The organism is Ampullimonas aquatilis (genome assembly GCF_049675895.1).
Lineage (GTDB): Bacteria > Pseudomonadota > Gammaproteobacteria > Burkholderiales > Burkholderiaceae_D > Ampullimonas > Ampullimonas aquatilis.
Genome location: NZ_CP183834.1, coordinates 1,541,396 through 1,565,541, shown reverse-complemented (window position 1 = coordinate 1,565,541; position 24,146 = coordinate 1,541,396). Strand labels below are relative to the sequence as shown.

At 49.9% G+C, this 24,146-nt stretch carries 20 protein-coding genes; 6 read left to right on the top strand and 14 right to left on the bottom strand.

The features are described from left to right. The first annotated feature begins 14 nt into the window (after window positions 1–14). A complete protein-coding gene (locus ACMYR3_RS07250; RefSeq protein WP_424195934.1) occupies window positions 15–2,036 on the top strand; it encodes a phospholipase D-like domain-containing protein in 2,022 nt (673 codons plus the stop codon). A gap of 1 nt (window position 2,037) precedes the next feature. Here the strand turns inward: ACMYR3_RS07250 and ACMYR3_RS07245 are convergent, their stop codons facing one another. Beyond that, window positions 2,038–3,429, bottom strand: coding sequence for a GntP family permease (locus tag ACMYR3_RS07245; RefSeq protein ID WP_424195932.1), 1,392 nt, complete (start codon window positions 3,427–3,429; stop codon window positions 2,038–2,040). 248 nt (window positions 3,430–3,677) lie between these two features. Here ACMYR3_RS07245 and ACMYR3_RS07240 point away from each other — a divergent pair, with 248 nt between their 5' ends. Both ACMYR3_RS07240 and aroQ read left to right on the top strand, forming a co-directional pair. Next, complete coding sequence (locus ACMYR3_RS07240; RefSeq protein ID WP_424195930.1) at window positions 3,678–4,010, top strand: hypothetical protein; 333 nt, start codon at window positions 3,678–3,680, stop codon at window positions 4,008–4,010. A gap of 291 nt (window positions 4,011–4,301) precedes the next feature. Continuing rightward, window positions 4,302–4,742 carry a type II 3-dehydroquinate dehydratase gene (gene aroQ / locus ACMYR3_RS07235; RefSeq protein WP_424195928.1) on the top strand — a complete coding sequence of 147 codons (441 nt, stop codon included), beginning with the start codon at window positions 4,302–4,304 and terminating at the stop codon, window positions 4,740–4,742. 213 nt (window positions 4,743–4,955) lie between these two features. Here the strand turns inward: aroQ and ACMYR3_RS07230 are convergent, their stop codons facing one another. From ACMYR3_RS07230 to ACMYR3_RS07205, 6 genes are all read right to left on the bottom strand, one after another. After that, complete coding sequence (locus tag ACMYR3_RS07230) at window positions 4,956–5,486, bottom strand: chemotaxis protein CheX (RefSeq protein ID WP_424195926.1); 531 nt, start codon at window positions 5,484–5,486, stop codon at window positions 4,956–4,958. A 9-nt stretch (window positions 5,487–5,495) separates the two neighbouring features. Further along, window positions 5,496–5,864, bottom strand: coding sequence for a response regulator (locus ACMYR3_RS07225; RefSeq protein ID WP_424195924.1), 369 nt, complete (start codon window positions 5,862–5,864; stop codon window positions 5,496–5,498). After that, a complete protein-coding gene (locus ACMYR3_RS07220; protein WP_424195922.1) occupies window positions 5,861–7,951 on the bottom strand; it encodes an ATP-binding protein in 2,091 nt (696 codons plus the stop codon). Before ACMYR3_RS07220 ends, ACMYR3_RS07225 begins: the two co-directional genes overlap by 4 nt. 275 nt (window positions 7,952–8,226) lie before the next feature. Continuing rightward, window positions 8,227–9,042, bottom strand: coding sequence for an ABC transporter ATP-binding protein (locus ACMYR3_RS07215; protein WP_424195920.1), 816 nt, complete (start codon window positions 9,040–9,042; stop codon window positions 8,227–8,229). A 9-nt stretch (window positions 9,043–9,051) separates the two neighbouring features. Beyond that, window positions 9,052–10,017, bottom strand: coding sequence for a nitrate ABC transporter permease (gene ntrB, locus ACMYR3_RS07210; protein ID WP_424195918.1), 966 nt, complete (start codon window positions 10,015–10,017; stop codon window positions 9,052–9,054). A gap of 118 nt (window positions 10,018–10,135) precedes the next feature. Beyond that, complete coding sequence (locus tag ACMYR3_RS07205; protein ID WP_424196404.1) at window positions 10,136–11,362, bottom strand: CmpA/NrtA family ABC transporter substrate-binding protein; 1,227 nt, start codon at window positions 11,360–11,362, stop codon at window positions 10,136–10,138. A gap of 201 nt (window positions 11,363–11,563) precedes the next feature. Here ACMYR3_RS07205 and ACMYR3_RS07200 point away from each other — a divergent pair, with 201 nt between their 5' ends. Then, on the top strand, window positions 11,564–11,737 hold the full coding sequence (locus tag ACMYR3_RS07200; protein WP_424195916.1) for a hypothetical protein: 174 nt from the start codon (window positions 11,564–11,566) through the stop codon (window positions 11,735–11,737). Between the two features lie 323 nt (window positions 11,738–12,060). Here the strand turns inward: ACMYR3_RS07200 and ACMYR3_RS07195 are convergent, their stop codons facing one another. From ACMYR3_RS07195 to ACMYR3_RS07180, 4 genes are all read right to left on the bottom strand, one after another. Next, on the bottom strand, window positions 12,061–12,645 hold the full coding sequence (locus ACMYR3_RS07195; RefSeq protein ID WP_424195914.1) for an ANTAR domain-containing response regulator: 585 nt from the start codon (window positions 12,643–12,645) through the stop codon (window positions 12,061–12,063). 517 nt (window positions 12,646–13,162) lie between these two features. Beyond that, window positions 13,163–14,626 (bottom strand): efflux transporter outer membrane subunit, encoded by a 1,464-nt coding sequence (locus ACMYR3_RS07190; protein WP_424195912.1) that lies wholly within the window; start codon window positions 14,624–14,626, stop codon window positions 13,163–13,165. Between the two features lie 8 nt (window positions 14,627–14,634). Next, complete coding sequence (locus ACMYR3_RS07185) at window positions 14,635–17,766, bottom strand: efflux RND transporter permease subunit (protein ID WP_424195911.1); 3,132 nt, start codon at window positions 17,764–17,766, stop codon at window positions 14,635–14,637. Between the two features lie 9 nt (window positions 17,767–17,775). After that, entirely contained in the window at window positions 17,776–19,017 is a 1,242-nt protein-coding gene (locus ACMYR3_RS07180) for an efflux RND transporter periplasmic adaptor subunit (protein WP_424195909.1), read from the bottom strand. A gap of 186 nt (window positions 19,018–19,203) precedes the next feature. On the opposite strand from ACMYR3_RS07180, the gene ACMYR3_RS07175 reads away from it, so the two are divergent. Further along, the gene (locus ACMYR3_RS07175; protein ID WP_424195907.1) at window positions 19,204–19,830 is read left to right on the top strand and encodes a TetR family transcriptional regulator; all 627 of its coding nucleotides are present in this window, start codon (window positions 19,204–19,206) and stop codon (window positions 19,828–19,830) included. Between the two features lie 296 nt (window positions 19,831–20,126). On the opposite strand, the gene ACMYR3_RS07170 is transcribed toward ACMYR3_RS07175, so the two are convergent. The 3 genes from ACMYR3_RS07170 to dusA all read right to left on the bottom strand — a co-directional run bounded on the left by ACMYR3_RS07170 (window position 20,127) and on the right by dusA (window position 22,745). Then, entirely contained in the window at window positions 20,127–20,618 is a 492-nt protein-coding gene (locus tag ACMYR3_RS07170; protein ID WP_424195905.1) for a GNAT family N-acetyltransferase, read from the bottom strand. A 19-nt stretch (window positions 20,619–20,637) separates the two neighbouring features. Further along, window positions 20,638–21,630 carry an alpha/beta hydrolase gene (locus ACMYR3_RS07165; RefSeq protein ID WP_424195903.1) on the bottom strand — a complete coding sequence of 331 codons (993 nt, stop codon included), beginning with the start codon at window positions 21,628–21,630 and terminating at the stop codon, window positions 20,638–20,640. Between the two features lie 128 nt (window positions 21,631–21,758). Then, window positions 21,759–22,745: a tRNA dihydrouridine(20/20a) synthase DusA gene (gene dusA, locus ACMYR3_RS07160; protein WP_424196402.1), complete on the bottom strand. Its 987-nt coding sequence runs from the start codon at window positions 22,743–22,745 to the stop codon at window positions 21,759–21,761. 313 nt (window positions 22,746–23,058) lie between these two features. Here dusA and ACMYR3_RS07155 point away from each other — a divergent pair, with 313 nt between their 5' ends. After that, complete coding sequence (locus ACMYR3_RS07155) at window positions 23,059–24,093, top strand: GGDEF domain-containing protein (RefSeq protein WP_424195901.1); 1,035 nt, start codon at window positions 23,059–23,061, stop codon at window positions 24,091–24,093. Window positions 24,094–24,146 lie beyond the last annotated feature (53 nt).

Sequence of the window (24,146 nt, the reverse complement as noted above, 5' to 3'; positions counted from 1 at the left end):
CATAGAAGATTCAAATGAAGCTAAAGCAAAGGGTTCTTACAAAATTTGATCGCATAAGATTATCTGAATGTGTAATTAAGTTTGAGCTAGATTTTGATTGTGATAAGCGATCTAGTGAATCAATGAGAAAAATCCTATCTAACAAACGAAGAGTAACGACAGATTATTTATTAACACGTTTATCAGAACCTGAAGTCAAAGATATTTGTTCTCAAGTTGGTATCTCGGTCATAGGACGTAAGTCTGTGCTCATAGATCGACTGCAGCTTAAAGATGATGAATCAGTAAACGATTCCATTAATGAAATAGATTTTTCAAATGAAAAAGAATGTATTGCTGATTCAAAGTTCTATTTATCAAGACAGGAAATCAAAAGAAAATTAATAGAAGCAATGGAAATTGTTACCTTACGCAATATCATCAAAGAATACGATCTGAGTGATGAGGTTATTGATGGTAGGAAACGTGATGACTTAAAAAAAATAATTTCTAGGAAAAGACGTATTTATCCTGAGGAATTGCTTGCAGAAATGCGAGAAACAGAAATTAAATATGCATGTGAAATTCTTGGAATGAATTCAATTGGCAGACGTGCATACCTAATTGATCAAATTCATGATTATCTAGAAGTCGAAAATGTTGGTGACAATTTCAGCAAAAAAACACCCAGTAAGAAAAAACAACATGACCAGTTTGATAGTATTAACGTTCTATCAACAAGAAACGCCAAAGGGAATATCAAAACTTATGGGTTTAAATTTTTGGAAGATATCATTCAGCAGATTGATGGGAACCATAGCACGATTTGTATAGCCACTGCGTATTACGATACAAGTTTTTTGCTTAAATTAATTAAAAATAGAACTAGTAAAATTCGCATAGTTATACAAGCATTAGGTGGGCGACGACTTGCTACTCAAATTGACGAATTAGAAAAAATAACCTTAAATAGGAACGTCGAAATTCAACTTGTTTCTTCATATACGTTATTTCATACTAAATTATTTCTTTTTCGTTCACCTACCAAACAATATGGAATCATTGGTTCAGCAAACGCAACTACAAATGCTCATGATGGAACAAATGAAGAGTGCGTAGTTCAATTAAGTCAGATTAACGATTTAGAGTTCTATTTTGAAGAAATTTGGAAAAATGAAAGTATTTCGCTAAAAGATGCTAGAAACGAAAAGAAGATAAAAAATTTAATTAACTTCTTTCGAACTGGCGTTTTGTATTACAAGCCAACACATAGTGTCTCTACCACGTACAATCCGTTCAACACATTATTTCTCAAACTATCGACTTCCCAAAAACAATCTTTGACATCGAATATCAAATTAAGAAACTCCAGTAAAACCTCTGAAGCCTTTCCAGCTTTTAGCTTAAAAGCGGCTTTAAAAATCAATGACGATGACTCACATATCGAAAGAGTACTAAGATTAAAAAGGTTGGCTGTTCAAACTTGTCTTGGTCAGTGGGTTCCCTCTCAATATGCAGATCAAGTTGATATAGATATTGAAAAAAAATCAAAATCAACACGAAAAAAATGGCTAGACTTTAAAAATTTATTAAACAACAACATTGTTGAAAAGGCATACAAAGATTACATAACTGATGTTGAAGAACTATTCAATAACGTTGACATACCTTTACAAAAAGAATGGTCTAAACATAAAAAAAATCTGGACTATGGGTATCAGGATCTAGAACTTTTTGAAAGTTTTATTTTAAGACTAAAGAATCGACTTGATGATGACGACTTTCTTAAACGATTAAGTCAACCCTTAATTGCGGAGGTTATGCCAGAAATTTGGGGGGATACTGTAGTGACAACAGAATTTCAAGAAACATTTTTTGAGTCTGTAACAGCGCTTATATCATCAAATCAAACAAGGAAAAATTCTCTTGTTGCTAAAAGCATAATGACAAAATTCCAAGATTTATCTGAAATAGATTCAGGTGAACAAGCTGCCTCTTTTTTTATAAAAAATTTAAAAAAAAATGGTTGGCAAAATAATGATTGGTGTAAACCCTAAATCACACAATGCCAAAAATATAGTATAATATAATCGCCACTAGCACCGCACTGGTCTTGATGAGCGTAATGGCAAAAATATCTTTGTAGGCCTGTTTGTGCGTCAGCCCCGTGACACCAAGTAATGTGATCACCGCACCATTATGCGGTAACGTATCCATCCCGCCGCTGGCCATCGAGGCAATCCGGTGCAAGACCTCCATTGGAATGCCCGCTGCTTGCGCGTGGCTGATAAAGGTGTCGGCCATTGCGGCCAGTGCAATCCCCAAGCCGCCAGAGGCTGAGCCGGTAATACCAGCCAGGGTGGTTACAGTAATGGCTTCATTGAGCAACGGGTTGGGAATGCTGCGCAGTGCATCGGCAATCACCAAAAAACCGGGCAAGCTGGCAATCACTGCACCAAAACCATATTCAGAAGCGGTATTCATGGAGGCCAGCAAAGCACCGCCTACTGCGGCTTTACTACCTTCGGCAAACTCCTGCATGACCGGTTTCCAGGCAAACAGCAAGACCGTCAAAATACCCAGCAACAAGGCCGCTTCAACCGACCAGATGGCCGTCACCTTGCCAATATCGGCCGTGATGGGCGCTTTGGCACCAGCCAGTGCCACGGTAAAGGTTTTGCCATACACTGAAGGAATCCAGAAGGTAAAAAACTTGTTCATCACGCCCACAACCAGAAGCGGTGCCAGGGCAATCCAGGGACTCACCAGATTACCTGACACTGGCGCAGCTGGCTCATTGAGCAGATTGGTGCCATAGCCTTCCTGTTGAGCCACGGCACGACGCCGACGCCAGTTCAAGTACAGCAAACCCACCGTCAAAATATACAACGATGACAGTCCACCCAGCCAGGGCGCTGCCCAGGTGTCGGTATGAAAAAAGGTGGTGGGAATGATATTTTGAATCTGCGGTGTGCCGGGCACCGAATCCATCGTAAAGCTGAAAGCGCCCAAGGCAATCGTGCCCGGAATCAGCCGCTTGGGAATTTGCCCCTGACGAAACATTTCGGCGGCAAAGGGATAAACCGCAAACACCGCCACAAACAGTGACACCCCACCATAGGTCAGCAAGGCGGCCACCAGCACAATCGACAACATCGCCCTTTCCTGCCCGACCAGACCAATTACCGCGGTGACGATTGAGCGCGAAAAACCCGACAACTCAATCACCTTGCCAAACACCGCACCCAGCACAAACACCGGAAAGTAGAGTTTGACAAACTCCACCATTTTTTCCATGAACAGGCCCGAATACACCGGTGCAACCGACATCGGACTAGTCAGCAACACAGCAGCCAAAGCCGCCACTGGTGCAAACAGAATCACGCTGTAACCTCGGTAGGCAATCAACATCAAAAAGGCCAGCGCGGCCAGCACAATCACAAATTCCATGTTTCACTCCCGGGTTGGCAAGCTGACTGAATCACTCAGCCAGACAGCGTAGGCACAAGCCTAACAAGGTGACTGACACCTGTCTGTCAGACCAGGATGACAGTTTCTCATGTCAAATTGATTGTGTGGCAAGTAAGTCAATAAGAAACTTGTTGGTCTGGCTTGAGATAGCCCTTGAATTGACACGACAATACCCCATCTTGTTATCAAGACGATGTCAAGATCACACCGTGATCGCAAGGAGCCCTATGAATCCCATCCGACTTGAAACCCTGCCAGAAAGCCTCAAGGTCATTCTGATGCTCTCGCGCCTATTGGAACATCTGGAATGCAATAACAGTTCGTTCAACGCCGAGCAGTACCGTAGTGTGGTGCAACACCTGACACTGGCCATCAGCCAGGAAACGCCGAGCGATGAGTTCAAGGCCATGCTGGAGCAGTATCCTGCGACGGCGGCCTTGTATGAAAACCTGCATTATGAATATGCGGGTCTGTGCCGCTCACAGTTGGAGGCCAGCCTGCATTCCGAGCAGGCCATGCGTGAGGTACTGCAACGCGTCAATGAGTCTGCCAAGTCTTAAAGACTGCTGACAGCGGTTCATACTGCATGAAAGCGCCGTTGCCTGTTCAGACGACGGCGCTTTTTATTTGCGACCTCAAAATGACTGGCATGGTGGGTAACGTGACTTTTTCCAAAAAGTTTAACCATCAATTTGTCCCATCTTTTTCACTCTAACCACATCTCCCTCTTCCCAATCAGCCCGATTGGGCGATAATCTGCGGCATCAGTCGTTTTAAACGCCATACCCAAACGCTAGCCTGGCAACGACGAAAACCAACCACTTTTTGCATCAACCCACAGGAAACCACGCATGAGCGACGCTATCCTCGTATTGAACGGCCCCAACCTGAATCTGCTCGGCACGCGCGAGCCGCATATTTATGGCTCGGCAACATTGGAAGATGTGGCGGCTCAATGTCTGGCCTGGGGGCAGGATAACGAGGTGAAAATTGAGTTTCGCCAGACCAACCATGAAGGCGTGCTGATTGACTGGATTCACGAAGCGCGTGGTGTATATCAAGGGATTGTGATCAATCCGGGTGGCCTCACCCATACTTCGGTCGCGCTGCATGATGCTCTCAAGGGTGTGGACTTGCCAGTGATTGAAGTGCATATTTCCAATATCCACAAGCGCGAGCCATTTCGCCATCATTCGTATGTATCATCGGTCGCTGAGGGGGTGATTGCCGGCCTGGGTACCGGTGGTTATCTGCTGGCCTTGCATGGCATGCTGACCTTATTGAGAAAATAAATACTCTTATAGGGTATTTTTACAGAGATCCATTTTACTTACCTGATCAGGTAAATTTCAGATATACCCCCATCATTTTGATTAACGATGAGTGGCGAATGACTCAATGATACAGATCCATTGCAATTCAAAATAAGTGGATGCAGAACGCAATTTGAAATAAATGACTGCGTCAAGCCTGCCTATCTCAGTGCCAGCGCTCAATACCTGTGCTCAATGCACTTCATCAATATCCACCACCACGCTCGCCTCATATTGCTGCCAGGCCAGGTTGATGATAAAGGGCCGGTCACGCACGCCCATGCTGGATAAATGGCGATCACCACGACACAGTACAGGAGGCGAAATTTCCAGCGTTTCACCAAAATGCTGACGCACATTGCCTGAAATGGTGTTGGCAATCTCACCCACGGCATCCAGCAAATTGCTGTCGGTGGTTTCGGTTTCGCCCGACTCCAGCAAAAATGCCAGCATCATATGGCGTGGTGCGGTGAAGTAAACGCTGCCGGTGTAATCACCCGATACCTTGATCAACCCGGTATAGTCGTTGACTGGCATGGGCAGATAGTTGTCATCGCTCTGGCCAATCGTGTCATCGGCACCTTCGCCCAGCAAGGTCTGGCTGATTTCCGAATTACCCAGATAGGCAGAACGAATTTCGGCGGGATATTGGGTCATCTGGCCAAACAGATGTTTGATCGCATCCACAAATACACGCAACTCGTTTTCATTCAAATGGCTCATGGTACCCAATCAGTCTAAAAGCATTTCCAGCAAGGCATTGATCAGTTGATCATCGGTAAAAGGCTTGTGCAGAAAACCGCGCGCCCCTTTTTTGATGGCCTTGATTGCCGTCGGTTTGTCATTCAACGCAGAAATCACCAGGATATTGATACGTGGATTGAAGCGGATCAGCTGTTCGATACAGGTGGCACCATCCATTTCGGGCATGGTCAGGTCCATTGTTACCATCTGCGGCTGATGCTGCATGCACATCTCAATGGCTTCGGTGCCATTACGCGCCAGCCCAACCACCTTGAATGGAGGCAAGCCCGGATGCTGGCTGATCCGCGCAATACGCGAACGGATTAAGTTGGAATCATCAACGATCAGCAGTTTCACTGTTGCCCTTGAATCGAGAAACGAATCGAGAACTGGGTGTAACGCTGCTCTTTGGTAGTGATGCGCAGTTGCGCGCCCATCTGCTGGATTTTTTGTTTGATGATATCCATGCCCACGCCAAAGCCGCTATTCTTGCTGGCGGCGGGGGCGGCACTCATACCCGGATCAAAAATCTTTTTCAGGATGGAACGATCATCCAATGATGCCAGCTGCGCTTCGGTGTAGCGACCACTCCTAATCAGGGAAGCACGAATGCCCTTAGGCGACAGGCCACGGCCATCATCCTTGACCGACAGCTCATATTCAAACGGTGCCACCGCCTTGAGCGCAACTGTCACTGCACCAGCCTCCGTCTTGTTGTGCTGCAGGCGCTCACCAGAGGGCTCAATACCATGCGCGACGGCATTGCGCACCAGTTGAATGGCCAGTTCACGCACCGAATCACGGATCTTGTCGGGAATCTGGCTGAAGGGATCGAGGTCAATCGCCATGCCGATTTTCTTGCCTTCATCGGTGGCCGCACGCGTCACCAGGCGCTGCAAATCCTGTTTGAGATTGAGTGCTTCATCTTGCGAAATGGTCTGTTGGGTGCGTTTGACCATTGCATCACTCATATGCAGATCAATCCGCTCAATCAGATCTTTCACCGACTGGGTCTGCACAATAAAGGTTTCCAGCTGTACCAGCAGTGACAGCAAGTCATCACCGCTGACATTATTTTTGCCGCGAATCTTTTGCAGCTCGGCTTCAAACTGTTGCGCCAGATTTTCAAACATCGACAAACCCAGCGATGAGGCTTCGCCCTTGAGTGTATGCACGGTGCGGAAAATCGCATCAACCTGACTGCGGTAGCTGGCGGTCTGGCCGTCACTGGACTTGAGCATCTGATTGACCACCGAGAGCGCCGACTCGGTCGAAACAATAAACTGACGCAGACGTACCGGTCCCAGATTGAGCAATTCAAAAATCGCATCAATGCCAGTCGTTGAGCGGGTTTTCAGGGTTTCGACAGTCTGGGCGGTTTCTACCTGAGCAGTCACATCCTGCACCGTCACCAGCAAGTGCACCACTTCGTCATTGTGTTTGACGCGGCTGAACTGGATAGCCAAATAACGCGTCGTCATCTGGCCGCGTAAATTGGGCACTTGCACCACCACTTGCGTCAGCGGATTAAGCTCCTTGACCAGTGACTCCTTGACCCGATCGCCAAACAGCAATTCGATGTAGTCACGCGTGGCATTGAGCGTGGAGGGATCAACCCGTCCCGACAGCAATTGAATGAAGTCAGCCTGCTGCGGGATGATCTGGCCAAACACATGCTCCAGCGAGGCGGAACGCTGTGCCCCAATCTTGAACTCACGATCCAGCAAAAACAGCCCTTCTTTCACTGTGCCCAAAATCTCGGCCATTTCGCTGCGTGCCTGATCCACCTTGCGGTCATTTTCCTGCAAGCGCCCGAGAAATTTAAACAGGATGAAAAAGAAATTCATCAGTGCGAGGATAATGCCGATGGTTTGCACCAGCCTTAATTTATCGGCCTTGTCCTTGGCCACCATTTCCAAGTGTGAGGTCAGATCATTCATCAAGGCCAGCAATTTGAGATTGTTGGCACGTGAATAGGTAATGGCTTCTTCAAGCTGGGTCGCATTAAAACCCGCTTGGGTCACCTTGGCCAAAATCACCTGATAAGGCAACCAGATATCGCGCGCCTGATTTAAAAACTGCTGGCCTTCGGATGATTCAATCGCCGGTAAAAATTCTTCACGGTTATTGCTGCCCATCACCCGAGCGCCGTTTTGGAAGGCGCTGAGGGTTTCACCAAAGAGCTTGCTGGTGTTGCGCAGTTCTTCCAGGCTGGAGCCCGCGGGTTTGGCCTGTTTGAGGTCGCTGTCCAGGGTCAGCAAGGATTTGGTCATGCGCTGTGTGAGCATGCGCTGTCGTCCAGCCAGATTGATCGAGACAGCATCATTGGCAATCTGGAACGAGATGAAAAAGCTCAGAACCAGTACCGATAAATCCAGAATGATGAAAAACGCAATTGCCAGGATGATTTCCCGGTATTTGCCAAATGCAAAACCTTTGAGCATGGTTTAGCCTGCTTTAATGAATGATCGGGAATAAGTGGCATTCTGCTCAACCTGCCAATCAGACTGGCTGTCAAAGCGAATGCATACATTTTATGGCCCTATTGTCAGGGCTGGCGTGGCACTTGGCAATAGATCAGCACCACAGTGTAGCAGGCGAACAGAAAGAAAAACGCCACCCGAAGGTGGCGCGAACAGGACTATAACCGAAACTACACCTTGCGACAAAACTGGTTCACAAGTTAAAACATCCAGCCTGAATCTTCAGGTTAAAAAGATCAGGCAGCCTCTTTCATATCGCTCTTGGCATGGCGACGGTAGAGAAACTCGATCACCGCCGCGCGGTAATGCGAATAATCCTTGTCCTCGGCCAGTGCCACTCGATCCCGTGGCTTGGCCAGTTTGACGGACAATACCTCGCCAATGGTCGCTGAAGGGCCATTGGTCATCATGACGATCTTGTCGGAGAGCAACACAGCCTCGTCGACATCATGCGTCACCATGACGACCGTGCTTTGGGTTTTGGCAACAATCTTTAACAACTCATCTTGCAAATGCGCACGGGTCAAAGCATCCAGGGCACCAAATGGCTCATCCATCAGCAAAACCTTGGGTTCCATGGACAAGGCGCGGGCAATCCCGACCCGCTGCTTCATACCGCCCGAGATTTCATGCGGCAATTTGGTTTCGGCATGGCTCAAACCTACCAGCGCCAGCGCATCGTGCGTACGCTTTTTGAGCTGATCTTTGCTTTCATTCTTGCCAAACACCCGCTCCACCGCCAGGTAGACGTTTTCAAAGCAGGTCAGCCAGGGCAACAGCGAATGGTTTTGGAAAACCACACCACGATCAGGGCCGGGGCCGGTGATTTCGCGCTCGGCACAAATCAGCACACCCGAAGTTGGCAAGGTCAGCCCGGCAATCAGGTTGAGCAAGGTGGACTTGCCGCAGCCCGAGTGACCAATCAAGGTTACAAATTCGCCTTTGGCAATCGTCAGATTGATATCACGCAAAGCGATAAAGGGGCCTTTTTTGGTCTTGAAAACTTGTCCGACATTATCAATCTTGACGTATTGATCATTTTTGTGGCTCATGATGGCTCCTTAAGAATGTTCGGCGTAGCTGAAACGTTTGGCAATCAACAGCAGGAACTGCTCAAGCATCAGTCCCACAATACCAATCACAAAAATGGCGATGACGATGTGATCCACTTTCAGGTTGTTCCACTCGTCCCACACCCAAAAACCAATGCCCACGCCACCCGTCAGCATTTCGGCAGCCACAATCACCAGCCAGGCAGTGCCAATGGAAAGGCGTACACCCGTCAACATATAAGGCAGTACAGCCGGAAAGAGTACCTTGGTGACGATCTTCCACTCAGACAAATTGAGCACGCGAGCCACATTCAAATAATCTTGTGGCACCCGTTGCACACCGACTGCGGTATTGATAATCATCGGCCAGATCGAGCAGATGAAAATCGACCAGATGGCGGCCGGATTGGCTGACTTGAACATCAGCAAACCCAAAGGCAACCAGGCCAATGGAGAAACCGGACGCAGCAGACTGATGATCGGTGAGGCCATCGAATTGATGAACTTGAAGCGACCCAGCACAAAACCCAGCGGAATACCCACCACCGCAGCCAGGCCAAAACCAATACCGACGCGACGCAGGGAAGACAGCACATTCCAGCCAATGCCTTGATCGTTCGGTCCGTTGGAATAGAAAGGATCACTGAACAATTTCACTGCTTCGGTCCAGGTCACGCCTGGTGTTGGGATGGCAGGGGTGACAAAAGAAGTCAGACGCCAGACCACGATCAACATGACAAAACCAAAGATGACGGGCAACACTTTAAGGATGGCTTCACGCAACCAGTCACGCCGCGCTTCGGCCTTGATTTCGGCCACTGATTTAGGACGTGGTGCCGTCACTGTGCTGACCTTGGCTTTGGTGGATGTATCTTTTTCAGCATCATTGGCAGCCGATACAGCCATGGTTGTTGAACTTGCATCCACAGTGGACTCCTCGGGTATGGCATTGGCAGACGATAAAACGGCATTCATAGACAACTCCTGAACTGATTGTGAGAGAACGCTGGCCAAAGCGCTGATTGCTACATTAATTGCTACATTGACTGCCACTTCGGCCAGCAACAGGTCTCCTTGCTCCTATGTCCAGACCTTATGCCCGGACTTTGAAGCTGTTGGCGTAGGCCTTGGGATCTTTTGCATCCCACACCACGCCATCGATCAATTTGGAAGTACGAATTTCAGATTTTGGCAAAGCGATGCCACCCACCGCCGTAGCAGCCTGTTTGTAAATATCCACTCGGTTAACCTGTTTGGCCACGGCCAGATAATCAACGTCTTCCTTGAGCAGACCCCAGCGTTTGTGCTGAGTCAGGAACCAGGCACCATCACTGTAGTAGGGATAGTTAACCGCACCATCGTTATAGAATTTCATGGCGTTTGGATCATCCCAGCTCTTGCCGATACCATTATCGTAACGCCCCAGCATGCGGGCCAGAATCACATCCATATCGGTGTTGACGTAAGACTTCTGAGCAATGGTCTCAGCAGTCTGGCGACGGTTGGAAACAGAAGCATCAATCCACTTGCCTGCCTCAAGCACTGCTGCCGTCATGGCGCGTGCGGTATTGGGGTACTTTTGTACAAACTCGGCGGTAGTGCCCAATACTTTTTCCGGATGATCTTTCCAGATATCCTGGGTGGTCACGGCAGTAAAGCCGACCTTGTCCACAATCGCACGGTTATTCCAGGGCTCACCCACACAGTAACCATCCATATTGCCCACGCGCATATTGGCAACCATTTGGGGTGGTGGTACGGTAATCACTTTGACATCTTTCATTGGATTGATGCCATTGGCTGCCAGCCAGTAGTACAGCCACATGGCATGCGTACCAGTTGGGAAAGTCTGAGCAAAGGTGTATTCACGTTTTTCGGTTTGAATCAGCTTGGCCAGGGAAGCACCATCAGTGACGCCCTTCTCTTTCAAGCCGGAAGACAGGGTGATGGCCTGACCATTGTTATTGAGCGTCATCAATGTGGCCATGTCTTTCTTGGGGCCACCAATACCGAGCTGTACACCATAAATCAGGCCGTACAAGACATGGGCTGCGTCAAGTTCACCATTGACCAGCTTGTCACGGACACCCGCCCAGGAAGCTTCCTTGGATGGTACGATTTTCACGCCATATTTTTTGTCCAGACCCAGTGTTGCCGCCATGACCACCGAGGCGCAATCAGTCAGCGGGATGAAACCGATCTTCACTTCGGGTTTTTCGGGTGCATCGGAGCCAGCTGCCCAGGCACCGGCTTTAACCAGTGGATCCACCATAGTCATGATGCTGCCTGCTGCAGCGCTTTGCAGAAGTTTGCGACGCATTGGATTAGCCTCTTTGGTTGTGCTGTCAGCCGTTATTGAAGTTACGATGGACTGTTCTGGCAGTTTGCTCGTCATGCTTGATCCTCGTGTTAGAAAAATTGGGCAAAAAAAATGGCGTCCATCTACCCAAGACCTGTATTGGTTCAAGTAGAAGGACGCCGTTATCCTTGTTGCCATTGACCTAGCAAAGATGCCCAGTCAATGAAAAGCGCCGCCATTGGCGCACACCAAGGATTTAGCAATGGTTGTGCCAACAAAATCTATCAGCCGCAAAGCCTTTTAAATAAAGGCTGTGCGGGGATCATATTAGAAATCTCACTTTTTTCAGCAACTCATCAAAGCACATTTTGGTGCGCCACAGCAGTGCATGAATAGTTTAAATTAAGCAGATAGTTGTGCACAGCACCAAACTGGCGCGTTGACGGGTATCACTGAGTCAATCAGTTATTACCCGCAATTACCCACAATAAACCTGAGCAGCCAAGCTAGCCAAAATGACTTGGCCAGTCAAAATAAATTGCAATAAGAGCGATGGTGCGAAACCGGCCACGGGGCTGGCACAAAGGGCTATCAATTGGGTATTGCAAGCATAAACAGGCATACTCATCTACAGTACATGACTATATTGGACTGTTAGGTGCGTAATTATTGAGTGATATTTTTTACTCTGGATGAGTATGTGATCATGAAATGGATGATCAGGAGAAATCAATGACGCGTTGTGCCACTTCGATCAGACGCAGATTCTTGTCCATCGCCAGTGAGCGCATTTTCTTGTAAGCCTGTTCTTCACTCAACTGATTGTTTTGCATCAGAATGCCCTTGGCCTTTTCGATGATCTTGCGTTCTGCCAGTTGAGTGCGGGTTTCGTCGAGCTCCTGACGCAAGGATTGCTCAAGCTGAAAACGGGCAATTGCTACATCCAGCACCGGCTTGACGCGCTCAGGCTGCAGACCATCAACCACATAACCTGTAATGCCCGAGGCAATGGCGCGTTGTACGTTACTGGTATCCGAGTTATCGGTAAACAAAACAATCGGGCGTGGCGCGCTGATGGTGGAAACGCAAACGTGCTCAAGTACATCTCGACCAGCCGCTTCGGATTCAATCATGATCAGATCAGGCTGCAATTGGGCAACCCGTTCGGGCAGCATGATGTCGGCGTCCACCGTGGCAATCAACTGATAGCCCTGCTCCTTCAGGTGCGTGGCCAATGCCTCGATATCCGTAGTCGGCTCCCCGTCTGCCGGGTCTTTCACTAAGATGATGCGCAATGATTGCATCGTTGTGGTTCCCAAAGAATGCTTAGAAGATTAGTTCGCAAAAAATAAGCCATGCTGATGGCATGACTATTTTCTTCAAGCGCGCGAAGATAACACAACTTATCTTGCAACCAAACTTTCCGAGGGAGATTGATCCTGGGCAAGCAAACCTGCAGGCAGACCAGGGCTTCAGGCTAAAAACTGTCACGCCAAAGACATCAGCGTCACAAGGAAGACCAAGAGCACACGACAAGACACGGTGTAATAACGTCCCGCTTATGGTGCACAGGAACAATGTGCCTGATGTTGGTCCTCTGGTTGTTCTTATGTCGACAATGCCAATACCACCACAGCTTGGTCAGTTTTGCTGGTCTTGCACGGAACAAAACTGACTTACCTTTAACTATGCTTTAACTGCGCTGCCTGGCTTGCTGTACTTTGTTTTGCTTTGCGCTACCTCAAGTTGCTTGAGGTAGCTGCAACTTGCGTCAAGTGACGAGCGGCTGCGTCATGTCCTTGTGACCAAGTACTTGGTCCGTTAATGCTGACTACTGGCTTGTTGCCAGCCACCACCGAGTGCCCGCATCAAATCGACGCTTGATTGCAACGTGGCCGTCCGATTACGCACCAGAGCAAGCTCGGCATCATTGGCGGTACGTTGTGCATCCAGGACTTCCAGATAAGCCGAGTAACCCGCCTTGTAGCGCAACTGCGCCAGACGCAAGACTTCCTTGGCCGAAGTGGTGCGCAATTGCAAGTCGGTATCGGCCAGTTGATACTGGTTGCGATTGCTCAGGGCATCGGCGACTTCCTTGAAGGCTGACTCAAGCGATTTTTGATAAGCCACCAAGGCTTGCTTTTGTCGCGCTTCGGCTTGCTGGGTGCGGGCCGAGTAGCGACCAGCATCCAGAATCGGCAAAGTCGCGCCCAAACCAAATGACCAGATCCGCCCCGGTGCAGTCAGCAAATCGGACAGATCGCGGCTTTGACCACCATAGTTGCCTGTCAATGAAAACGTCGGCAACTGTGCTGCTTTGGACACGCCAATCTGGGCATTGGCCGAGGCCAGCGCCTGTTCGGCCTGCGCCACATCGGGACGCTGGCTGATCAATGCCGAAGGCAGACCGGTTGGGACAATCGGCGGCACGGGTAAATCGGCAACATGAAGAGGTGCCACACGCAAGCCTGGTTGACCTGTGAGCAAGGCCAATTGATGTTCAGCCAATTGTCTTTGCCGCTGCAAATCTTTTATGGTGGCAGCGGTATCGGCACGCGCACTTTCGGCTTGTCGCAAATCCAGATCCGACGCCAAACCTGCCCGTGAACGGGTTTGTGCCAACTGCAAAGACTCATCACGCACAGTCAGACTTTGCTGACTGATCTGCAACTGCGAATCCAGCGAACGCACATTGAAATAGCTCTGCGCCACCAGACCCGACAAAGTCAGCAAGGTCACATCACGTGCATAACGCGTCCCCAATGCCCTGGCCCGATAATCTTCTTGAGTACGGCGAATCTTGCCCCAGAAATCCAGTTCAAACGTGGTGGAGAGCCCCAATTGAAAGGTATTGCGCACCGGGCTGGAGCCAGCCAAGACTGGCGTATTGCTCACCGTACTGATACGCGAACGATTACCGCTGGCACCTAAATCAATTTGCGGCAAAAATGCGGCGCCCACTTCACGCAGCGCAGCATCAGCCTCTTCAATCCGCGCCACAGCTTGTGCTACATCCTGATTATGGACTTGGGCCGTATCAATCAGGCTGTTCAACATGACATCCTGATAAAGCGTCCACCAGTTGTCCGGCACAGACTGGGATGTTGGATTGGTATCAGCGATATTAGGATCACTTGTCACCCCCTGCTCTGCCACACCATAAGTATCCGGCAAGCTCAGATTGGGACGGGCATAATCAGGGCCAACAGCACAAGCACTCAGACTCAACACGACAGCGGTGACTGTCAGTGCAATGGCATGGCGATTCAATTTATTTTGTTTCATGAGCGATTTCATACCGAGCCCTCCTGCGCTGGCAGTGTGGCACTGTCCTCTTTTTTAACCGCATGCTCACGCGTCAGCAATTTATAAAACAGCGGCACAAAAATAGTGGCGACGAAGGTAGCCACCAACATGCCACCCACCACGCCGGTGCCCATTGAACGGCGCGCCGAAGCACCTGCACCCGTCGCAATCGCCAACGGCACGACCCCCAATACAAAGGCCAGTGACGTCATCACAATGGGGCGGAAACGCAGTCGCGCAGCCTCTTTGGCAGAATCGAATACCGATTTGCCTTCGGCATGTTTTTGCTGGGCAAATTCCACAATCAGAATCGCGTTTTTAGCGGCCAGACCAATCAGGGTGACCAAACCAATCTGAAAGTAAATGTCATTGCTCATACCACGCAGCAAGATGGCCGTGAGTGCGCCAAACAGTGCAAATGGCACTGCCAGCAAGACCGCGACCGGCAAGGACCAGCGTTCAAACTGCGCCGCGAGAATCAGGAACACCAGAATCAGGGCCACGCTAAAAGCCACAATGGAGGCACTGCCTACGCGTTTTTCCTGATAGGCCTGACCAGTCCACTCGATCGTGAAGCCCGGTGGCAGGCTGGCCTTGGCAACCCGTTCCACAACCTGAATGGTCTGACCCGAGCTGATGCCTGGCGCGCCATTACCGACCAGCTTGGCCGCGGTAAAGCTGTTATAGCGATCAAACTGTTCTGGTCCCACAATCGGCTGGACAGTGATCAGACTTTTCAGCGGAATCATCTGGCCTGAAGATGCCTTGACGTACATCTGTCCCAAGTCTTCCGGTCTTAAACGATATTGCTGATCGGCCTGCAATTGCACCCGATAAGTACGACCCGATTTGTTGAAATCGTTCACATAGAGCGAACCCATCGTGCTTTGCAGTGTGGTGTAAATATCAGGAATGGCTACCCCCAATGACAGGGCCTTGACCTTGTCGACATCAACGAATAACTGCGGCACAGTGGGTCGGAAAAAAGTATTCACACCGGCCAGCTCAGGCTGTTTCTTGAGCTCGGCCATAAAGGCTTGCACTACCTCATTCAAACGTTTTGAGTCACCATCGGCACGGTTTTGTACATACACCTCAAAGCCCCCCGAAGTACCCAGACCACGGATCGGTGGCGGGTTGAAGGCCAGTGTCATACCATCGGAAAGACCGGCCGTTTTCATGAACACATATTTGATCACGTCATCCGCGTACAAGGTACGCTCATCAAACGGTTTCAATGGCATGAAAACAGTGGCTGCGTTACTCTTGTTGCCGCCACCAATCAAGTCAAAGCCCGTCACCACAAACACATTGCCAATCGCGGGATGATCCTGCACCAGTTGCTGCACCTTGGCACCCATGGCTGCGGTACGTTGCAAGGTGGCAGCATCCGGTAAAAACAAGGCTGCAATCACGTAACCCTGATCTTCGGCTGGCACCAGACTGCCTGGAATTTTCTTGAGCATGAACACCGCACTGCCCACCAGAATCAAAAAGATCAGCACAGAAATCACGGCACGCTTCATTACCATCGACACGCCACCCAGATAAACACGGGTAACCCGCTCGAAGAAATGGTTAAAGGCCTCAAAGAAACGCGAGCTGGAATGTTCGGGCATGGGCTTGAGCAGCAAGGCACACAGTGCCGGCGTCAAGGTCAAGGCGACAATGCCTGAAATCACCACAGAAATGGCCACGGTGACGGCGAACTGCTTGTACAGTGTACCAGCCAGACCACCCAGAAACGCCACGGGCACAAACACCGCACACAATACCAGCACAATGGCGACAATCGCACCGGACACTTCACGCATGGCTTCAATGGCGGCATCCTTGGGCGACATCTTTTCTTCGCTCATGAGCCGCTCAACGTTTTCCAGCACCACGATGGCATCATCGACCACAATCCCGATGGAGAGCACCATCGCAAAGAGCGTCAACGTGTTGATCGAAAAACCCATGACAAACAAGCCACCAAAAGTACCAATCAGTGATACCGGCACGGCGATCATTGGAATCAACGTGGCGCGCCAGCTTTGCAGGAAAATAAACACCACCAGCACCACCAGAATGGCCGCTTCAAACAGGGTATGAATCACTTCAGAGATGGACTGCTTGACGAACAGCGTGGTATCAAACGGAATCACATAACGCACACCTTCAGGAAAGGCTTGCGACAGTTCAGCCATGCGGTCTTTCACATTTTTGGCGACATCCAGGGCATTGGCACCCGATTGCAACACCACCCTGAAAGCAATGGCTGGTTTGCCATTGAGCGTTACGCCAGCATCATAGGCTTGTGCCCCCAACTCGATTCGTGCCACATCCTTCAGGCGCAAAATGCCTTTGCCCGCATCGGCACGCACAATGATTTCGCCAAACTGGGCTGGCTCCACCAAACGGCCTGCGGTGGTGACGGTATATACCAGGGCCTGACCACTTGGCGCTGGTTCCTGACCAACCTTGCCAGCCGCAAACTGGGCATTTTGCGCATTGATGGCGGCCACAATTTCAGGTGTTGTCACTGCCAACTGCGCCATCCGGTCCGGCTTGAGCCAGATGCGCATGCCATAGTCGCGCGGACCAAAAATTGCTGCATCACCGACGCCGGGCAAGCGCTTCATTTCATCCAGAATATTGGTCGTGGCGTAATTGCTCAGAAACAGATCGTCATAACGTGGATCATCGGATTGCAAGGCAATCGCCATCAAAATATCGTTGGAAGCCTTTTGTACCGTAACACCATTACGACGCACTTCATCGGGCAGGCGCGGGGTGGCAATCTGTACACGGTTATTTACATTCACCGTGGCCAGATCAATATTAGTACCCACATTGAAGGTAACAGTGATGGTCACCACGCCGTTGGAAGCCGAAGTTGAGCTGAAATAGATTAGATTTTCAACACCACTCAACTGCTCTTCGATCGGTGCGGCCACCGTCTTGGCCAAAGTTTCCGGGCTGGCACCAGGATAAGTGGCGGTAATCAATACGGTTGGTGGGGCAATTTCTGGATATTGTGCTACCGGTAAAACTTTTAATGCGACCAGACCAATCAGCGTGATGATGATCGAGATGACCGCCGAAAAAATGGGGCGGGTAATGAAAAATTTAGACATGGATTCCCCTTAGCCCATCACACGTGTGGCGCGTTGGGAGACTTTTTCAGCCTTGGCAGGTACAGCAGCATCCTTGGCTTTGTCAGGTTCATTGCTTTGTGGTTGGACTGGCACGCCCGGACGAATCTTGATCAGATTGTCCGTAATCACTTGATCACCACTGGCCAGCCCCTCCAGAACCACCCAGTCCGAACCTGACCAGCTACCAGGTTTGATGGGGCGAATCGCGGCTTTGCCATCTTTATCCACCACAAACACAAAAAAGCCTTTTTCAGTCTGTACCACCGCAGCCTGCGGCACGCTGAAAACCGGATCTTTACGGATAATGGTCAGGCGCACCTTGACAAACTGGCCTGGCAACAACTTTTGAGTCGGATTATCAAACTCGGCACGCAGTTGTTGCGTACCCAAACGGGTATCGAGATTGCTGGCAGTAAAGTTGACGCGTCCTTTGATGGGATAGGCTTCACCATTTTGCTGAACCAGCGAGACTGCCACGCCTTCCGCCTGAAAACGGCCACCGGGCAGGCTGGCAACATCGGAGTCGGACAGACTGAAATTAACCCAGATCGGATTGACTTGTTTGAGAGTGGTCAAGAGGCTATCGGTGGTGGTGATCAGACTGCCTTCAGAACGATTGATCTGACCGGTCACACCCGACACCGGCGCCACCACTTTGGTATAGGAAAGATTGAGTTCGGCGTCACGTACCTGCGCCTCGGCACCCTGCTGTGCAGCACGGGCTGATTGCAATGATGACAAAGCATCATCGTATTCTTTCTGGCTGATGGCACGCTCATCGGCGAGCGGTTTCAAGCGGGCTTCTTCACGTGCGGTCTGATCGGACTTGGCTTTCAACTGTGCCAGCTGCGCCTTGGCCTGGGCCAGCGCATTTTGATATGGCACTGGGTCAATCTGAAACAGCGGAGCACCCGCCTTGACGCTATCACCTTCGCTATAGAGGCGTTTGAGCAAAATGCCGCCCACTCGGGCGCGCACTTCCACTTCTTTGGAGCCCAGCGTCTGGCCAACAGTATCAATGGTGACCGGCATGGTTTGCGCATTGATGCTTGCCACATGTACCGGCACCGCCTGTGGTGCACCCTGGGCAGCTTGTGCATTATTGGCTTCTTGATTGCTACAGGCACTCAGCAAAGCCAGCATGGCAAAAGCCAGTACCGCTGAGCCCTGACGTACATGACTGGAAACCAGCGGGAAGTTTGAGTTATGACGAGAGGCTTGGGATTTCATGGGCGGGCCATCCAAAATAAATATAGAAATGAATAGACTTAAAAAAGGCATCACTGAAAAGTAAAAAATCTCATTCAGTTAATTTGCATCAAGTATACATACATTTTTGCATGTATGTGTATTCCTGTTAGGACTATAATGCGTTACAGGGGATCACAGAGCAGCATACGACAATCGGACCCAATCATGCGTAGGACAAAAGAGGACGCTGAGCAAACTCGTCAGACGATTTTGCAGGCAGCACGAACTGAATTTATGACTAACGGTGTGGCCAATACCACGCTGGATCAAGTCGCCAAAGCTGCGGGCGTCACCCGTGGCGCAGTCTATTGGCACTTTGCCAATAAAAATGAGCTATTTGAAGCACTGCGTGACAGCGTCAATTTGCCGCTGCATGACACGATGGAGCAGCCTGCCGAAGACAGCGCTACTTGCGACGCGCTGGATCAGGTACAAGCGCGTTTACAGGAAGTGATGCGCTTGGTGGAACAGGATATCTCCATTCGCGAGATGTGCTCCATCATGACTTATAAATGTGAATATGTGGGTGAACTGGAATCGCAGCTGATTGCTCACAGTGAATGTCTGAATGAAAAAATTGCCCGTTGCACCGATGATTATGAGCGCGCGCAAAAACAAGGTCTGCTGGCAGAAGGCTTGATTCCTCGTTTTCTGGCCATTGAAAGTGTGATGTTTATTGGCGGCCTGTTACGAATGTCCTTGTTGGACAAACAAAAGAACATTGTTCCAGAAGACTACAGGCAACTTATCAGTCACCACGTCATGGCGCGGCGACACCAGTCACGCAAGTAATCATACAGACCGCATACAAACAGTCACACAAACAAGAAGCCTCACGGCAAAGATATACTCTAACCCGGTATTTTTACAGAGGCAATATATACGCACCGAACAAGCCATATATTGCGTATACCATGCCATATATGGTCAAACAACATGCAAATAGCGGCGTTCATGACCCCGTCAATTGAAAGATGGCTGCACCGTCAGCACTTGCCATTACGTCCCACAAATTAAAAAAATATTGAGGTCTGGGCGTTGATTATCATTCTTGATTGTCACTGTTTTACTGCGCTTTATCATGGCTCTCAGCCTCCTGTATGGCGCACCATACCAATATGCGCAATCCCGGCCTCATCAAACGGCTGCCCCACCCCCACAAAGCCCGCTTTCTGATAAAACCCGGCAGCATATTGTTGTGCGTGCAAAGCCTGAATTGGCCAGCCCTGCACAATGGCGGCATCAATCATCGCATGCAATAAGAAGGCGCCAACACCCTGCCCCCGATAAGCCGACAATACCGCCATCCGCCCAATTCGTGCAGCCGCTTCAGGAATATCCACCTCAACCGGCAATCGTCCTGGCGCAATTAAACGGGCGGTCGCAATGGGAAGATTATCGGCATTAAAAATGATGGCGTGGATGGCAGTATCATCTTCCTCATCCAGCTCCATATCGGCGGGTACACCCTGCTCATCCACAAAAACGGCAAATCGAATTTGACTGGCGGCTTCAGCCCAATCTGCCCAGCTTCCCAATTGGCAGCGCAATGGCGAGAAAGACTTCAAGTCCGTGTTCATTGCTTAACCATGCTATGGCCTACCCAACCTTATGCCTAAGCGGATTGCTGTCAGCCAATGAATCAAAACCCCAGGCCAGCGCTTGCGCCGCCTCATCATGCGCCGTCACCATTTCTGGTACCAGCCCACCCAGTTTGAAAAACTCGTGCACCATGCCGGGATAAAAACGCAAAGTGGTCGGCACCCCCGCCGCTGTCAGCCGATTGGCATAGGCAACTCCCTCGTCATGCAAAGGGTCATACTCGGCCACCGCCACCCAGGCTGGTGCCAGCTTGCTCAGATCGTCATGCAACAGGGGCGCAAAACGCCAGTCAGTGCGATCGGTTTCAGTGCGCAAATAATTGTGGAAAAACCATTGCACGGTGGTCGCACTGAGCAAGTAACCTTCGGCAAAACGTCGGTGTGAATCGGTATCCTGATGTGAACCCGTGCCAGGATAAATCAGCAGTTGCAAAGCCAGTGTGATACCTGCATCACGTGCTTGCAGCGCCAGCACTGCGGCAATCGTGCCACCTGCTGAATCACCACCAACCGCAATCCGACGGGTGTCCAGACCATATTGCGTGCCTTCAGCCAACAGCCATTGCAAAGCATCCATCGCATCATGAATGGCCGTCGGAAATTGAAATTCTGGTGCGAGCCGATAATCAACCGATAACACCGCGCATGGCGTACGCGTTGCCAGGGAGCGGCATAAAGCATCATGCGAATCCAGGCTGCCCACCACAAAACCACCACCATGAAAAAACAGCAGCACCGGCATGGGCGTGGCCCAGCTGAGTGCTTGAGGCGCATAGAGACGAGCGGCAATGGATTGACCATCACGGGTAGAAATCTTCCAATTTTCAACATGCGGCAATACCAGTGGCAAGATATCAAGTACCACTGCACCACGATCGTAATCATGGCGAGCTTCAATAGCGCTTAGCTCGTGTAACTGCTTGCGTTTGCCAGCCTTGCGCGTGCCGGCAATCAGGTACAGCAAATCTTCAATCTTGGGATGTAGGGACATGGGCGATCAATCAAAAACCATCAAAGCAGATCGGGCAGCAAGCACCATTTTGGAGTGCTGCAGCAAGCAATCTGGCCAAACTCAGTGCCCCACCAGCAGCGATTCAACGAGTGTGCCACGTTACTGTTTCAAATTCCTGACGGGATGAACCGCTTGCTCCTGGCAGGTTCATCGATTGGTAAAACTTCGCGCGCCCTGGCAAAAATATCCGGCCCATATTGTTTGAGCTGACGCGAATCAGACATGATCTGACGCCATAAACGCGCACCCTGCACGCCTCGATGCAAACCCAGCATATGACGTGTAATCGCCCCCACATAACGCTCGGGATGACCCTGCAAATAGCTACGCGCATAGTCAGCCATAGCTGTCTCTATATCAGCCAAGCTCATGACCTGCTGGGTGAACTCGGGATACAGCAGCCGATCAACTTCAAGCAATAAAGCCGGGTTGTGATAAGCCTCCCGTCCCAGCATGACGCCATCCAGATGCTGCAAATGCTGCGTCACATCGGCCAACGTGGTCACCCCCCCATTGAGGATGATTTCCAATGCTGGAAAGTCGCGTTTGAGTTGATAGGCCACGTCATAACGCAACGGCGGTACTTCACGATTTTCCTTGGGGCTGAGCCCTTTCAAAATGGCATTGCGAGCATGCACGATAAATGTCGTGCAGCCAGCTTGGGCAATGGTGCCGACAAAATCGCGCACAAAAGCATAATCTTCAATGCGATCAATCCCAATCCGATGTTTGACCGTCACCGGCACCGATACAACATCGCACATGGCCTTGACACAATCGGCCACAAGCTGTGGCTCGGCCATCAGGCAGGCACCAAAAGCACCCCGCTGCACACGTTCGGATGGACAGCCACAGTTCAGATTGATCTCATCGTAGCCCCACTGCTCGCCGAGGCGAGCCGCCTTTGCCAAATCAGCGGGCTCGCTCCCTCCTAATTGCAGGGCAACGGGATGTTCGGACTGATCATAATCAAGATGTCTGGGTACATCACCATAAAGCAAGGCACCGGTGGTCACCATTTCAGTATAAAGCCAGCTATGGCGTGACATTAAACGATGGAAATAACGACAATGCCGATCCGTCCAATCCATCATCGGCGCAACTGAAAAGGTACGGGGTGGCAACAGTTTGGGCTGTGCGGATTGAATAGACTTGAGCTGGGACTCGGCTGTCAAGATGCCATCGGAAGGCTGGTCAGATGGTGAGTGAGGTGAAAAAGACAAGGAATTCATGCCGATATTGTCGCTCAGACTGGTTTTAACTGCATGTTGTATTGAATGGTTAGGCAAAAATACCCCTTTTTTCTTAGGTGTAAGCCCTTAAAACCGTCAGTTTGTAGGACAATTCCTAGATAAAAAGATACAGCTGTTTCATTCATACCCTAACGAAGAGTCTGGTTCGCACCCAATGAAATATCAGGAAACCAAAGAGCAAAGTGCCGAGTTATTGCGCATGGTGATTACCCGCATGTCGCAACAGGATGCCCCCTTGCACCCCATCAGTTATGCCATTTGGTATGAATATCTGTCTGGCTCCAATCCATCACTCAAACAGGCCATGGATCAGATAATGGCCGAAGAAGGCAAACTCAATGATGAGATTGCAAGGCAGTTATATGAGCAACACATTGTGCTTGCCGAAGAAGCCATGGCGATGAAGGCCAGCAATGAGTTTCAGCGGATTCTGGTGAAAATTTCTGATGCGACCGGCAAGACCGAAGATGCCACAGAAAACTATGGCAATCACCTGACTCAGTGGATGGACTCCATCAAGGCTGCCACCACACCTGATGCATTGAGTCAAACCGCCGCCGGCTTATTGAATGACACCAATGCAATCAGACATGCCATTCATGATCTGTCAGAAAATCTGACGCAAAGTCGCGATGAGGTCAATGCGCTCAAAGAGCAGCTCGAACACGCCCGCAATGAGGCCCTGCAAGACGGTTTGACCGGGCTCTTGAATCGCCGGGGATTTGATCAGAATATGGCGCAGTTTGCCCAAAACTTTGACGAACTCCCGCATGGTTTATCGCTGGTCATGGTGGATCTGGATCATTTTAAAAAAATTAACGATACCTACGGTCATCTATTTGGCGACAAAGTATTGCGCTCGATTGCACAAATTCTCAAGGTTGCCACTGAAAAAGTGGGGGGTATCGTGGCTCGCTACGGTGGTGAAGAATTTGCCGCCATTTTTCCACAAAGCCATATTGATCAGGTTTTTCTGGTGATGGATCAGATTCGGCTGGTGGTTGCATCCAGCAAGATTCGACGCATAAAAAATGGAGTGAATGAAAATATTGGTGGTATCAGCATTTCAGCTGGCGTCGCACACTGTGGCAAAAAAATGGATCTTGCTGAATTGATAACACGCGCCGACAAAGCACTTTATCAGGCCAAAAATGCCGGACGCAACCAGGTTGTGATTGCGGCAGCCTAATTAATAATGGTTTGATAGCGGTGGTTGGCTTATGCCAAATCCAAACTGGCCGA